Below are 14,588 nucleotides of genomic sequence, written 5' to 3' on the forward strand. Positions count from 1 at the left end.
ACGGCTCCCGCGCGAGCCCAGCAGAAGACGGAAGGATCTCGAGTTCATGACGGCAACGAGCGCCCACCAGCCAGCCGGTGGGGCCGGCGAGCAGCACGCCCGGCTGACCGAGCACGACGGCATCCTCACCGTGACGATCGACCGCCCCAAGCTCAACCTCATCAGCGCCCAGGTCACCAGCACCCTCTGGCACGCCGCCAACCTGCTCTCCGACCGGGACGACCTGCGCTGCCTGGTCATCACCGGTGTCGGGCGGTACTTCACCGCCGGCGTCGACCTGTCCGAGCCCGTCGGCAACCGGCAGGGAAACCCGGAGACGGAGCACCTGCACCCGGGCTGGAACATGCGGCGCAACTACCGCAGCCACCACGCGCTCTACGACGAGTTCGAGGCGATCGAGAAGCCGATCATCATCGCCGCCCAGGGCAGCTGCCTGGGCGGCGGGGTGGAGATGGCGGTGTCGTGCGACTTCCGGTTCTGCACCCCACAGGCCGAGTTCGCGGTGCCGGAGATCCACATCGGGGTGCTGGCCGGCAGCGGCGGCACCAGCCGGCTCACCCGCATCGTCGGCCCCGCCTGGGGCAAGTGGATGGCGATGGCCGGCCGCAAGGTCACCGCCGAGCAGGCGCTGCGGATCGGCCTGGTGCACGACATCTTCCCGGCGGAGACGTTCCTGGAAGACGTGTACGCGTTCTGCCGCGAGCTCACCACCATCCCGGCCGAGGCGCTCGGCGTGGCGAAGCTCGCCGTCGACATGTACGCCGACATCTCCGACCGCACCGCCCAGCGCCACCTCGACCGCCTGCTGGTCACCAATCTGCTGAACACCCCGGAGTTCAAGGAGCGCAGCGCCCGCCTCGGCTTCGGCGGCGCGAAGAAGCCGAAGGGCTAGGTAAAGGCCTTCGCCGGCCCCGTGCTCGCCGCCGACGGCCAAGGAGTCAGGTGTTGCGGCCCCCGTTGACTCCGATCACCTGGCCTGTGATGTAGCCGGCCTCGTCGCGGACAAGGAACGCGCAGGCCGCTGCTATCGACTCCGGCCTGGATGGCGGCGGAGTCCGTCACATCAACAGCCAGGCCGAGGGATCTGCCGCCGCCGGCCGCGATCAGGGCGGCGGTCTCCTCGGCGGTGGCGCCGTTCAGATCGAAGACCGCCACCGCGAGTCCGTCCACGGCCAGCCGGCGAGCGATCGCCGCGCCGATTCCCGATCCGCCACCGGTGACGATGGCCACCCGACTGTTCACTGACCGGCTCCCCTGTCGGCGCCGGGCGGCAGCTCGACCTCGGCCGTACAGTCCACCAGAACCTGTCCGTCCTGATTCACGAGCCGCAGCCTGATGTGGACGAGCGGGGCACCCCAGGCCGAGTCGGTTTCCTTACCGACGACTTCGGCGTCGAAGTAGGTGACGTCTCCCTCGAAGGCAGGAGCACGGAAGTTCGCCCTGGTGTGGCGCACCATGCCTTCGACGCCAGCCCAGTAGGCGAGGTAGTCGGTGCACCAGGCGCCCATCGTGGCGCCGTACCCGTAGGCACGGGACATGCCGATCTCGCCGGCCTTGTCCGCGTCGACATGGCCACGCGACGGGCCGACGTAGAGGCCGTCGCGCAACCGCGGATCGATCCGAGCGCCGTCCTCGTCGAAGCCGAACCCGTCCACCCAGCCCGGGTCCTGATTGATCCATGGATCCTCGACACCCGGCGGTGCCACCCAGTGCGCCGTGCCCCAGATGCCGAAGACGAACGCGCGGTACTCGGTGGTGAAACTCGCGATACTGTGCGGGCCGATCACTCGACGCGGCAGCCCGGCGCCGACTTCCACATCGTCGAACCGCGGCGAGACGCCCAGGCGGTTCGACAGGATCCATTCGTGGCGGACCCTTTCGATCTCCGCGAGTTCCCCGGCGGTCCAACGCTTCACCGCCCCGAGCTGCTTGTCGTACATGCCACGACGTTCCGCCTCCGCCGCCAGGTAACGGATCGCCGTCGAGCGCTCGCGCGCCACCAGGGTGCCGTGCTGGTTGGTGTGGATCGTGTCGCCGCGGGAGAACATCGTGGGTCCGGCGAACTTCGTCTCGACCACCTTGTAGTCGTGGAAGCGCCGCTGTTGGAAGAGCTGGTCGCCCACATGCACGCGCGCGCCGTAGAACCACCACTCCTCACCGCCGAAGATGAGATGGCTGCCCGGGATGTGGCCCACGCAGGCCGGCTGGGCGCCATGCCCGAAGTCCAGCGCGACCGCCATCGACTGAGGCGCGATGATGCGGCCGTATCTCGACCCGCGGGCGAACTCCTCGTCCCAGTGCAGCGGGTTCGGGTAGTCCATGGCCATCACCCAGCGGCGGATGTCCGAAGCGCTGCAGGGATCCCACAGCTGCCCGCCACCGACCAGCTGGCCCACACGATGGTCGACGTCGGACAGGTCGAGCCTGGCTCCTGACGAGTCCGCGCCTGTCGGTGCCGTCGTGCTCTGTTCACTCATCCTGCGCTCCCGACTGTCGGTTTGACGTCCACGGGAAATGCTCGCGCCGGCCACGAGCTGCTCACCCACGCCAGAAGGCCCGCCGCGCTGCTGACGCACCGGCCCGCGACCACGGCTGGCGGCTGCACCGCCCGCCGGAACGTGGCGCGTTGTACTGGCGACCGGGGCTGGGGGTCCCCCGCCGAGGCAGGTCGGGCGACCAGCGGCGGCACCAGGAAGACCGTATGGCGGATATTGACACCACGATGCGGTCTCGTCCAGAGTTCCTCGGGACAGAGGTCACCGACAGGACCCGCCACGAGCTGCTCTCGACAGCCCGACCTGCTACGCCCCGGCCTCCAGGACTCCCCGACCCTCCGGCGCCGACGACTCACATCCCTGTGACAATCCCGAACCGAGGATCTCGCATGCAGACCTGCGCACCGACCGAGACGCCCGAGGTCGACCAAGCGGCTCTCCGGGAGAAATACCTGACCGAGCGCGACAAGCGGCTTCGCCCGGAGGGACAGAAGCAGTACCTGGAAGCCGAAGGCGAGTTCGAGGATTTCTACGAGGCCGACCCGTACACGCCGGTCGTGCCGCGCCCGCCGGTCTCCGCGGATATCGACGTGGCGATCCTCGGCGGCGGCTTCGCCGGCCTCATCACCGCGACCAGGCTCAGGCAGGCCGGGGTCACCGATCTGAGAATCCTCGAGTTCGGCGGCGACTTCGGCGGCGCCTGGTACTGGAACCGCTATCCCGGCATCCAGGTCGACTCGGACAGCTACTGCTACCTGCCGCTGTTGGAGGAGACCGGGTACATCCCCACCCAGAAGTACACCTTCGGCGACGAGGTCCGCGAACACTGTCAACGCATCGGCCGGCACTTCGGCCTTTATGAGAACGCCATGTTCAGCACGCTCATCCGGTCGCTCGGGTGGGACGCCTCGACCAGCCGCTGGAAGATCGGCACCAACCGGGGAGACGAGATCCGGGCCCGTTTCGTCGTCATGTGCCAGGGGCCGTTCAACCGGCCCAAGTTACCCGGAATACCGGGCATCTCCGACTTTGCAGGCCATACGATCCACACGGCCAGATGGGACTACTCCTACACCGGCGGCGACGTCCACGGCGGTCTCGACAAGCTCGCCACGAAGCGGGTGGCGGTGATCGGTACGGGCGCCAGCGGTGTCCAGGTGGTTCCGCATCTCGCCCGCGCCGCCGAGCACCTCTATGTCTTCCAGCGCACGGCGTCCTCCATCGATCAACGCGGCAACGCGCCGACCGATCCCGAATGGGTGCGGACGTTACGCCCTGGCTGGCAGCGGGAGCGGCAGCGCAGCTTCCACACGGCTGCCTACGAGGCGTTCGGCCCAGGCCAGCCCGACCTTGTCTGCGACGGGTGGACCGAGATCAGCCGCAACCTGCAGGCGCATCTCGATGCCACCGACGGGTGGGCGGCCCTCGCCGACCCGGCGACGTTCCTCGCACTGCGCGAGACGGTGGACTACCAGGTGATGGAGAGGCTGCGCCAGCGCGTCGAGGCCATCGTCGAGGATCCGGTGACGGCTGAGGCCCTGAAGCCCTACTACCGTTTTCTGTGCAAGCGGCCGTGCTTCAACGACGACTACCTGCCAACCTTCAATCTGCCGAACGTCACCCTTGTCGACGTGTCGAGCACGAAGGGCGTCGAACGGATCACCGCGAAAGGCGTCATCGCCCATGGCATTGAGCATGAGGTCGACTGCATCGTCTTCGCGAGCGGTTTCGAGATCACCACCGATCTCGACCGGCGCCTCGCCATCCACCCGTTCACGGGCCGCGATGGCCTTTCACTCTATGACCACTGGGCGAAGGGCTATCGCACGCTGCACGGTATCACCAGCCACGGCTTCCCCAACCTCATGTTCACCGGGTACATACAGGGCGGTATCACCGCCAGCGTCACCTCCATGTTCGAGCAGCAGGCCGACCACATCGCCTACATCATCGCCGAGGCCCTTGCCCGCGGCGTCAGCACCGTCGAGCCCACCGCCGAAGCCCAGGACGAATGGGTCGCCACCATCAGGGCGACCGCGATCGACAACACCACCTTCGTTCGGGAATGCACACCCGGCTACTACAACAACGAGGGTGAGCAGGAGATTCGTTCGGTCCTCGGCGATCCCTACTGGCCCGGTTTCTACGCCATGGAGGACCTGCTGCGCGCCTGGCGTGAGACGGGCGAGCTGACCGGTCTCGCGCTGGGCCGGTGAGCACCTTGACAGCCCCACTGTTCTCCTACCTCGACCGCCGGGTCCTCGTCGTGGGTGGCGGGCGGGGCATCGGGCGGGCTGTCGCGCTGGCCCTGGCACGGGCCGGGGCAGATGTCGCGGTCGCCGCCCGCGGCCGTGAGCAGCTCGATGCCGTTGTCGCGGAGATCCAGGCACTGGGGCGGCAGGCATGGGCGTTACCGGTCGATCTGACCGAGCCCGGCGCGCCGGGCGACCTTGTCGAGCGTGCCCTCGCCGCGCTCGGCAGGATCGACGTCCTGATCAACTCGGCCGGCGACACCGGTCGCCTCGAACGTGGGACCTTCAACGTCACCACCGACGACTTCGACCACGTCTTCGGGCTGCATGTTCGCGCCGCGCTGATGACCTCCATCCGCGCCGCCGAGTCGATGAGGGACCGCGGCATCGCGGGCGCGATCCTCACCATCACCTCGGTCGGCGGGTGTTTCCCGTCGCCCGGGGCAGTGCTGTACGGGGCCGCGAAGGCGGCTCTCAACCACCTCACGTCGACCCTGGGCATGGAGTTCGGAACACACGGGATCAGGGTGAACGCGATCGCTCCGGGCCCGGTCGAGACCGAGCTCATCGCCGACCGGCTCACCACAGCCGAGGACCGGGCCGCGATGGCGTCCTTCTATCCGCTCAATCGGATCGGGCATGTGGACGACGTCGCCGCGGCGGCGCTCTACCTCTGCTCGGCAGAGGCGTCATGGGTGTCGGGTGTGACCCTCCTGCTCAACGGCGGGCAGCACGCGTCCAACGGCATGTTCCGCTGGCCGCGGACCCACAATCCGGTGCCGCCCGGGCGGCACATCTGACCCTGCCAGGGGACGGACGCATGACGCGAGCACCCGCCGGGCGACATCCCGCGGGCCGGACGAGACGACGCGAAGCCGGCCGCCGACGAGCCGGGCCGCGCAGGAAGGAGCACCAGATGGCCGCAATCGCGACGAAGAAGCTGTCGGAACGGATCGGGGTCGAGCTCCTGGACATCGATCGCGAGCGCCTTCTGCATGACGACGAGTTCCCGGACGCCTGCCTCGCCGCGCTGGCGGAACACGGTGTTCTGCTCTTCCGGGAAATTCATCTCGACGATGAGGCGCAGGTGGAGTTCTGCCGAAGGCTGGGCGAGTTGGCCCGCTTCCGCGGCTATCGGTTGCCGGAGGTAATGGAGATCAACTTCGAGCCGTCGAACCGCAACGCCGAATACTTCCGGAGCAACGACGGCTGGCACATCGACGGCTGCCTGGACGGCGGCCCGCCACCGAGGGCCGGGGTGCTGACAGCGCGCGTGGTCGCCGACCACGGCGGCGAGACCGAGTTCGCCAGCAGCTACGCCGCGTACGAGGCTCTCTCCGAGGCGGAGAAGGAGCAGTACGCGAAGCTGCGCGTCGTGCACACCTTCGAGGCGGTGCAGCGGCGCAGCTACCCGGACCCGACGCCGAAGCAGCTGGCCGAGTGGGCCTCACGCCCCATGCGGGAGCACCCGCTGGTGTGGGAGCAGCGGTCCGGGCGGCGGTCCCTCGTGTTCGGGCACACGGCTTCCCACATCGTCGGGATGGACCGTGACGAGGGGCGGGCGCTGCTGGCCGGGCTGGAGGCCCGGGCCACCGCGCCGGACAAGGTGCTCCGGCACAGCTGGTCCGTCGGCGACACGGTGATCTGGGACAACCGGGGCCTGCTGCACCGCGCCTGCGCATTCGACCGGACCCGGCCGCGCAGCATGCACCGCACCACCCTCCTCGGCGACGAACCGATCCGTTGAGGCACTACCCAGCGCTGTTCCAGCCGGGCAGGCTCGGGCCGCGCACCACCCGCAACCGGGTCTGGATGACGGCCCACGCCACCGAGTTCACCACCGACCACACCTACTCGGCCACGCATGCCGCCTACTACGGTGAGCGGGCCGCGAAGGGCGTCGCCGTCATCACGATGGAGGCGACAGCGGTCCATCCCACGAGTCAGCCCCGCACGGGCGTCGTGCTGGCCTACGAGCCCTCGGTGGTCGAGAGCTACCGCACGGTGGCCGCCGCGGTACAGCCGCACGGCACACTGCTCCTCGCCCAGCTCTGGCACCGCGGCCGGGAGACCGACAGCATCGTGAGCCGCCTGCCGGTGTGGGCGCCGAGCCCGGTCCCGTGCGCGGTCTACCGGGAGATCCCGCACGAGATGACGGCCGCCGAGATCGACGAACTGGTCGTGGGCTACGCCCGCTCCGCGGCTCTCGCGGTCGACGGCGGCCTCGACGGCGTCGAGATCCACGGCCTGGCACATGGATACCTGCTCGGCCAGTTCCTCTCCCCCGCGACCAACCACCGCACCGACGACTACGGCGGCTCCCTCGACAACCGGTTCCGCCTGGTCCGGCGCATCATTGAACGCGTGCGTGCGGCCGTACCGGCGACCATGGTGGTCGGCATCCGGATCAACGGGGACGACGGCGACGTCGAGAACGGGCTGCGGACCGCGGACTGGGCGGAGATAGCCCGGCGCATCGCGGCCACCGCGGCGGTGGACTACATCTCCGTCTCCCAGGGCACCTACCTCGACCGGATGCTCATCTACGGCGCGTCGCCCACACCCATGGGTCACCAGATCACGGCGACCTCGTCGATCAGGTCCGCCGTCGGCGAACTGCCCGTCGTCGTCGTGGGCCGCATCACCACGCCGGACATGGCCGAAGGGGTGTTGCTCCGCGGCGACGCCGACTTCGTCGGCATGGCCAGGCAGCTCATCGCCGACGCCGACTGGGTGCGGAAGGCGGCCGAGGGACGCGCGAACGACATCCGGCCCTGCGTCGGCGCGAACCACTGCATCGCGTCGATCGCTCGCACGGCGCTCTCCTGCATCCACAATCCCGCCGTCGGCCGGGAGGCCGTCCTCGCCGCGGCACCGGCCACGCCCTCGGCACCGGCCACGCCCTCGACACGTGCCTCGGTCAGGAGCGTCGCGGTCGTCGGCGCCGGGCCGGCAGGGCTACGGGCCGCCCTGACCGCCGCCGAAATCGGCCGGGAGGTCACCCTGTTCGAGCGTGCCGACACGACCGGTGGTCAGGTGCGCTGGCTCGGCGCCGTCGAGTCCTACCGGGAGTGGCTCGGCATCACGGACTGGCTCACCGATCAGCTGCTCAAGGCCGGTGTCACCATCAGGCTGGGCCATGCGGCGACGGCCGCGGACCTCGCCGGCCAGTTCGACGCCTACATCATCGCGACCGGATCGTCACCACGCCGGGACGGGTGGACGGCGTTGCGCCCGGCCCGCTGGGCGCCGGGCGCGCCCGCCGTGCCAGGGACCGACCAGTGGAACGTCTTCACCGTGCAGGACGTGCTCGGCGAGCAGGTGAACCTGCCGGCCTCGGTGCTCGTCGTCGACGACCTCGGGGATCGCCGGGCGCTCGCGGTCGCCGAGCATCTCGCCGGCGGTGCGCGGCGGCGCACCGTCGAGATCGCGACGCGGCTGACGCACGTCGGAGCAGGGCTCACCGACAGTCACGATCTGCCGTCCGTCACAGGTCGCCTGCGCCGGCTCGGCGTGCGGCTGTCCGCAGGCGTCGAGCTCGTCGAGATCAAGGACGACCGGGTCACGCTCGCGGACGTCCACAACGGCGAGCGGCAGCAGCGCGAGCCCGTCGACGCGGTGGTGCTGGTGACCGGACAGCGAGCGGACGACGGTCTGCTCCGGGAACTCAGCGCCATCGAGAGGCAGGTCGTGGGCGTAGGCGACTGCGTTGCCCCGCGCCGGGTGTTCGACGCGGTCTGGGAGGGCGAGCTCGCGGCCCGGCGGCTCGTGGGCGTGTCCGCGGCCAGCGTGTCATGAGTCTGCGCCGCGGGAGGTGCCCGCGTGGGCCGGGAGCACTCGCCGCGCTCCGAGGCACAGGGCGCCGACTGGTGCGTGTCCCTGGCGATCCGTCCCTCGCGACCAGGAGGCTGTGATGTCTGGCGATCCACTCGGCTACCGGGCCAGACTCGGTGTCGTGACGCCGTCGGTCAACACGGTGGTACAGCCCGAGTATGACGCGATGCGCCCCTACGGCGTGACGAACCACATCGCCCGCATCCACATCCCCGAGAAGCCGATCGACGGCGACGTGGGGTTCCAGGAGCTCGTCGACGCCATCGACCGCGGCCTGGACGATGCCGTCCAGCGGGTGCTCTGCGTCGAGCCGACGTGTGTCGTGATGGGAGTGTCCATCGAGGCGGTGTACCGGGGCGGTGTCGGCGCCGCGCGGGCCATCGAGCGGCGGCTCAACACCCGTTTCGGCGAGCTGACGCTCATCCATGCGGCGGACGCGCTGCCGGCCGCGCTGCGCGCTCTCGGTGTCGACGACGGGCCGATCTCCCTCGTGACGCCGTACATGCCGGACGCGGACGCGCATCTGAAGGCCTTCGTCGAGGAGATCGGCTACGGATACCAGCAGGCGATCCACCTGCGGGCGCCCACGCCCCTGCAGATCTCGCACACGCCCGAGGCGGACGTCCGCGCGGCGCTCACCGAACTCGCCGCCGGGCGACCGCGCGCGATCATCCAGTTCGGCGCGAACCTGTCCATGGCGCGGCTGGCCGACGAGGCGGAACGATGGCTCGGGCTTCCGGTCGTCGCCGTCAACACGGCGACGTACTGGCACGCGCTGCGCCGCCATGGGATCCCCGACCGGCGTGAGGGATTCGGCTCCCTCCTGCTCCGGCACTGACGGTCCCCGCGACGCGACGCGGCGGGCAGACGAACCGACGACCAGACGAGAGGCACCGGCAGGCGTGCACGACGACAACCGCAACGACACCGAGCAGGGCCCGCCCGGCGTGACGCGCGACAGTGACGCCGTCCAGGTGCTGCACCGCCAGGCTCTGATCCTGGACTGCTTCTCCCGGGGACAGCCGCGGCTGCGGGCCTCCGACGTCCGGGCCGCCACCGGCCTCCCGACAACGACGGTGGCCCGGATCCTGCGCTCACTCGTCCAGGAGAACCTGCTCCAGCGAACCGGCGACTACTACTCGATCGGGCTACGGGTGATGGCCTGGTCGGCCGCGGCGACCGCCGGTTCCGACCTGATCGACGCGGCCAGGCCCATCGTGCGAGACCTGCGTGACCGCACCGGCGAATCGTGCATCGTCTACGTCCGCCAGGGCGGCGCCCGAGTGGCCGTGCTCATGAGCCACTCAGAACAGTCGATCATCTACCAGGGCAAGGTGGGCCAGATCCAGCCGCTCAACGCGGGTGCCGCCGGCAAGATCTTCATGGCCCACGAGCCGGAGGCGCTCGCACTCGCGCTCGACGCCGGCCTGCCCGCGTTCACACCGAACACCGTCACCTCCGTCGACCGGCTCGCCGACGACCTGGCACTCACCCGCCAACGCGGCTGGGCGTACTCGCCCGAGGAGCGCGAGCGAGGGCTCAGCTCCATGGCGGCTCCGCTGACGGATGCACGCGACGCCCTCGTCGGGGCGTTGGCCATCGGCGCGCCCGCGTTCCGGCTCTCACCCGAGAGCGCCGCCCAGCATGCCCCGGCCCTCGTCGAGTGCGCCAAGGCGATCTCGCAACAGCTGCTCTGATGTCCACATATGACGTGCGCCGTGCCGACAGTCGAACCGGGCCGATGTTCGAACGAGACAAGTGATGTGGTGGGGTGACCGCAACAGATGACTGATGTGTCCGCGGCCACGAGCAATCCGCCCGGTCCCGAGGATCAGGGACGACGGGGCGACGGCCCGCTCGCGGGCCTACGGGTCCTGGAGCTTGGCCAGCTCATCGCGGGTCCGTTCTGCGGCCAGCTCCTCGGCGACTACGGCGCCGAGGTGATCAAAATCGAGGATCCGGCCGGCGGCGACCCGATGCGCCGGTGGGGCCACACCGACGGCACCGCAGCGCCGGTGCACTGGTCGGTGCTGGCCCGCAACAAGCGATCCTTCGGCTGCGACCTGCGCAGCCCCGACGGCCAGGACCTGGTGCGCCGCCTCGCCCTGACCGCGGACATCGTCGTCGAGAACTTCCGCCCCGGCACGCTGGAACGCTGGGGCCTGGGCTACGACGAGCTCTCGGCGGCCAACCCCGGGCTCATCATGGTCAGGGTGACCGGCTTCGGCCAGACCGGTCCCTACGCCGGCCGGGCGGGCTACGGCTCCATCGGAGAGGCGATGGGCGGGATACGGCACCTCATGGGCGAGCCGGACCGACCACCGAGCCGCTCCGGGCTGTCCATCGGCGACAGCCTCGCCGGCACGCTCGGCGCGCTCGGTGCCGTCGCCGCCGTGGTCGAGCGCGCCAGCAGCGGCCGCGGCCAGATCGTCGACTGCGCCCTGTACGAAGCCGTCCTCGCGATGAGCGAGTCACTGGTGGCCGACTACGCCGCGTTCGGCCATGTTCGTGAACGCACCGGCTCGGTACTGCCAGGGGTCGCGCCCTCCAACGTGTACCCGACCTCGGACGGAGCGGACCTGCTCATCGCGGCGAACCAGGACACCGTGTTCCGGCGGCTGGCGGCGGCGATGGACCAGCCCGCCCTCGCCGACGACCCGGACTACGCCACGCACGCCGACCGGGGCCGCCGGCAGCAGGCGCTCGACGACATCATCACCGCCTGGACGAGCACGCTGACCCGCAGGGAGGTCGAGGACCGCTGCCTGGCCCACGCGGTGCCCGTGGGCCTGATCTACCGGGCACCGGAAATGCTCGACGACCCGCACTTCGCGGCGCGGCGGTCCATCGTCGACGTCGAGGTCGGCGCGGACGGCACGACCCTGCCGATGCAGGCGGTGGTGCCCCGCTTCGGCCGCACGCCGGCGCGGATCCGCTGGGCCGGCCCGCCGCTCGGCGACGCCACCGACGAACTGCTCGCCGAGATCGACGTCGACGCCGACACGGTCGCCGATCTCCGTCGCCGCGGGGTGATCCGATGAGCTCGCTCGCGCTCCAGCCAGGTGTCAGGGTCGTGGAGGTGGGCCTGCGGGACGGCCTGCAGTCGGTCGAGCGGATCGTGCCGACGGAGGCGAAGATCGAACTCGTGGAACACATGATCGACGCCGGCGTCCGGGACATCGAAGTCGCCTCCTTCGCGCACCCACGGGTGCTGCCCCAGCTCGCCGACGCCGAGGCAGTCCTCGCGGCCGTGCCACGCCAGCCCGGGGTGCGGTACCGCGCGCTCGTCCCCAACCTGCGGGGCGCGCACCGCGCCGGGCAGTGCGAACTCGACTATCTCGTCGCCCTGACCTGCTGTGACGAGGAGGTCAGCCGCCTCAACCAGGGCAGCGGCGTCGCGCAGGTGCTTGCCGACCTGCCAGCCATCGGCGAGATCGCCCGGGCCGCGGGCGCGGCCCTCATCGTCGGGATCGCGATGGCCTACTTCACGCCCTGCGTGGGTGCCACCGATCCGGCGATCCGCCTGGAACTGGTGCGGCGGGCCGTTGACGCAGGGGCAGTGGGTGTCTATTTCGGCGACACCGTCGGCATGGCCAATCCGGTGCAGATCGTCGACTCCCTGGAAACCACCCGTGCCGCCTTCCCGACGCTTGAGATCGGCCTGCACCTGCACGCGCGCAACGGCTTCGCGCTCGCGAACGTGCTCGCCGCGCTGGGCGTCGGCGTCGACTGGCTGGAGTCGGCGTTCTGCGGGATCGGCGGCGACCTGTGGTTTCCCGGTGAGCCCGACGTCCTCGGGAACCTCCCGACCGAGGATCTCCTCGCCTTCACCGGCGCTCTCGGCGTCACCACCGGCATAGACGAAGAGGCCTACGCCCGGGTGTCGGAACTGGCCCGGCTGACGACCGGCCGGGAATCCCTCGACCACCGCAGCCGTGGCGGCTCCGCCGGCGAGATGACCAATGCCCGATGGAGCGACATCCTCCGCACCTTCAAGGGCGTGACCACGACCCGGCAGAGGTGACCACGACCCGGCAGAGGTGACCACGACCCGGCAGAACTGAACGCCGTCCTGGACCCTTCCCGCGCTCTGGTTGGAGATCATCCTCATGACCGTCATCTCGGCACCGACACTGTTACCGCTGGGCCATCCGGCCGGCGCCGACGACATTCGCGGGCTCGTCGATGCCGTCGCAGCGGCGGGCTTCAGCGGAGTCCAGATGACGAGATCCCACTTCGACGGCGCCGTCACCGCCGGAATGGCCCCGCAGGAATACTTCGACCGCCATCGTGATCGTGGGCTGTCGATCGCCACGGTGGAGGTGGCGATGGAGTGGGCCACCGCCGACCGGCCCGCGATCGCGGCGGAAGCCGCGCCGCTCGTGGACCTCGCCCGGCGCGCCGGGGCGGCGCACATCATCGCGATCACGACCTCGCGTCCCGGGACGGCAGACCTCGACGAGGTCGCCGCGCGACTGGCCTGCCTGTGCGATGTCGCGGCGGACCAGGGCCTGCGGATCAGCTTCGAGTTCCTGCCGTGGACGGTGGTGCCGACCCTTTCCGCGGCGGCACGGCTCCTGGACGCGGTGAACCGCGACAACCTCGGTCTCGTCCTCGATCTCTGGCATTGGTTCCGCCAGCCCGGCGGCCCGAGCGAAGACGTGCTGCGGACCGTACCCCCGGCACGGATAGACGTGGTCCAGCTCTGCGACGCGCCCGCTGCGCCGGCGCAGGACCCGGTCGTGGAGACGACCACCGCGCGGCTGTTGCCCGGCGTCGGCGACATTGACATCGACGCGGTTCTGGACGTTCTCGCCGCGAGGGGAGCCACGCCGATCATCGCGACCGAGGTGTATTCGGCCTCACTCGCGGCACTCGGACCGGCGGAAATGGCCCGCCGGGCATTCACAGCCACGTCGGCAGCGCTTCGCGGGAGGTTCTCGCCGAACGGATGAGGTCGGATCACGCCGCGGGGTGCGCGGAGCCCTGATTCCGCGGAACGTGCACCGACAGCAGCACCGTCATCCGTTTGCGCGGTTGACAGGGCTGGGGCGCGCGACCGGCATGGGAGCTGAAACCGCCGGTCACACGGTGCTGCGATCACATGGTGCTGCCACCGGCATGGGACGCCCCACCAGGTGGAACCATCCGCCGAAGCGCTCGATCAACCAGCTTCGGGGCCGGGTCCCAGGGTTTCCCGTCGCTGGGGTCCCAGGCATAACACGGGACCTGGTTCCGGATCAGCCCGGTGAGTGCGGGAATCGACAGTTCCGCAGCTGACCAGGAGTAGAGCGCGTCAAGGCGCGGCACGATCATCCCGACGTCCAGCAACCGACCGAGGCCGTGCTCGTCGTCGATATACCCCTGCAGGTCGCCCTCGAGCGGATACCGGTCAGGCAGCACCCGGGACAGCGACAGAAAGATACCGGTCATTCCCACCCGCGGGTCACCCAGCAGGGGCGCGACCGGCCCCAACCAGCCCATCGCGAGGCGCGGAGCGGCCACCAGCGCGTGCGCGTACAGTACGCGGACCAGCACCAGGTTCAGGAAGAACCGCTCCACATAGCTTTCGGCGTCGGCCAGCGCCCGGTGCTCGAGATACGCGGCCACGACGCTCGCGTTGTGCGCGCGGTACCACGCCCGTACCGAAGGCCGGCGGGCGAACGCCACCGACGACGCGGCGCTTGGCGAGGACATCGGACCACCCATGCCAACCACGTGGCCTCGCGCCTCGGCGGTGTCACGCAGAAGCCGCTCGTTGACGGCCCGCCACCAGGCACTGCCCGGCGCCGCACCGGCCACTGGGGCGAGCAGGCCGCGGCGTAGCTGCCAGCGCATGAACGCCAGTGCCGCCCGCCGATACGGCAGCCGCAGCTCGGGCCAACCCGGTGGCGCCGCGTAGAGAGAGCCCAGCAACGCCAACCGCCCCGCCGGATCGTCGCGCACCGCGTCCACCCGACCAGCTGCGTACTCGGCGGCAGTAGCCACCCGCGAACCCTACGCCCCG

12 protein-coding genes and 2 pseudogenes are annotated in these 14,588 nt (G+C 70.2%); 10 read left to right on the top strand and 4 right to left on the bottom strand.

Annotated features, from left to right (window positions below; all coding sequences use genetic code 11):
* The first annotated feature begins 46 nt into the window (after positions 1–46).
* Positions 47–892, top strand: coding sequence for an enoyl-CoA hydratase/isomerase family protein (locus ACG83_RS19125; protein WP_063793131.1), 846 nt, complete (start codon positions 47–49; stop codon positions 890–892).
* A gap of 46 nt (positions 893–938) precedes the next feature.
* Here the strand turns inward: ACG83_RS19125 and ACG83_RS47990 are convergent.
* From ACG83_RS47990 to ACG83_RS19135, 3 genes and pseudogenes are all read right to left on the bottom strand, one after another.
* Positions 939–1,040: pseudogene (locus tag ACG83_RS47990) on the bottom strand (SDR family oxidoreductase); the annotation flags it as partial.
* 43 nt (positions 1,041–1,083) lie between these two features.
* Positions 1,084–1,242: pseudogene (locus ACG83_RS47995) on the bottom strand (SDR family NAD(P)-dependent oxidoreductase); the annotation flags it as partial.
* Positions 1,239–2,477: a MaoC family dehydratase N-terminal domain-containing protein gene (locus tag ACG83_RS19135; protein WP_054567582.1), complete on the bottom strand. Its 1,239-nt coding sequence runs from the start codon at positions 2,475–2,477 to the stop codon at positions 1,239–1,241. The pseudogene ACG83_RS47995 and the gene ACG83_RS19135, both read right to left, overlap by 4 nt.
* Before the next feature lie 407 nt (positions 2,478–2,884).
* On the opposite strand from ACG83_RS19135, the gene ACG83_RS19140 reads away from it, so the two are divergent.
* The 9 genes from ACG83_RS19140 to ACG83_RS19180 all read left to right on the top strand — a co-directional run bounded on the left by ACG83_RS19140 (position 2,885) and on the right by ACG83_RS19180 (position 13,536).
* Entirely contained in the window at positions 2,885–4,711 is a 1,827-nt protein-coding gene (locus ACG83_RS19140) for an NAD(P)/FAD-dependent oxidoreductase (protein ID WP_054567583.1), read from the top strand.
* Positions 4,708–5,547, top strand: coding sequence for an SDR family NAD(P)-dependent oxidoreductase (locus tag ACG83_RS19145; RefSeq protein WP_054567584.1), 840 nt, complete (start codon positions 4,708–4,710; stop codon positions 5,545–5,547). The genes ACG83_RS19140 and ACG83_RS19145 overlap by 4 nt, the downstream gene beginning before the upstream one ends.
* A gap of 116 nt (positions 5,548–5,663) precedes the next feature.
* On the top strand, positions 5,664–6,494 hold the full coding sequence (locus tag ACG83_RS19150) for a TauD/TfdA family dioxygenase (RefSeq protein WP_054567585.1): 831 nt from the start codon (positions 5,664–5,666) through the stop codon (positions 6,492–6,494).
* Positions 6,491–8,545 carry an FAD-dependent oxidoreductase gene (locus tag ACG83_RS19155; protein ID WP_054567586.1) on the top strand — a complete coding sequence of 685 codons (2,055 nt, stop codon included), beginning with the start codon at positions 6,491–6,493 and terminating at the stop codon, positions 8,543–8,545. The genes ACG83_RS19150 and ACG83_RS19155 overlap by 4 nt, the downstream gene beginning before the upstream one ends.
* Before the next feature lie 115 nt (positions 8,546–8,660).
* On the top strand, positions 8,661–9,419 hold the full coding sequence (locus tag ACG83_RS19160; protein WP_054567587.1) for an IgiC: 759 nt from the start codon (positions 8,661–8,663) through the stop codon (positions 9,417–9,419).
* A gap of 64 nt (positions 9,420–9,483) precedes the next feature.
* Positions 9,484–10,278 carry an IclR family transcriptional regulator gene (locus ACG83_RS19165; RefSeq protein ID WP_054567588.1) on the top strand — a complete coding sequence of 265 codons (795 nt, stop codon included), beginning with the start codon at positions 9,484–9,486 and terminating at the stop codon, positions 10,276–10,278.
* Positions 10,279–10,365: 87 nt separating this feature from the next.
* The gene (locus tag ACG83_RS19170) at positions 10,366–11,622 is read left to right on the top strand and encodes a CaiB/BaiF CoA-transferase family protein (RefSeq protein WP_083473367.1); all 1,257 of its coding nucleotides are present in this window, start codon (positions 10,366–10,368) and stop codon (positions 11,620–11,622) included.
* Positions 11,619–12,605 (top strand): pyruvate carboxyltransferase, encoded by a 987-nt coding sequence (locus ACG83_RS19175; RefSeq protein WP_054567590.1) that lies wholly within the window; start codon positions 11,619–11,621, stop codon positions 12,603–12,605. The genes ACG83_RS19170 and ACG83_RS19175 overlap by 4 nt, the downstream gene beginning before the upstream one ends.
* Positions 12,606–12,690: 85 nt before the next feature.
* On the top strand, positions 12,691–13,536 hold the full coding sequence (locus ACG83_RS19180; protein WP_054567907.1) for a sugar phosphate isomerase/epimerase: 846 nt from the start codon (positions 12,691–12,693) through the stop codon (positions 13,534–13,536).
* 145 nt (positions 13,537–13,681) lie between these two features.
* On the opposite strand, the gene ACG83_RS19185 is transcribed toward ACG83_RS19180, so the two are convergent.
* Positions 13,682–14,569, bottom strand: a complete 888-nt coding sequence (locus tag ACG83_RS19185; RefSeq protein WP_054567591.1) for a hypothetical protein — start codon at positions 14,567–14,569, stop codon at positions 13,682–13,684.
* Positions 14,570–14,588: the final 19 nt, after the last annotated feature.

It is taken from the genome of Frankia sp. R43 (assembly GCF_001306465.1).
Taxonomy (GTDB): domain Bacteria; phylum Actinomycetota; class Actinomycetes; order Frankiales; family Frankiaceae; genus Parafrankia; species Parafrankia irregularis.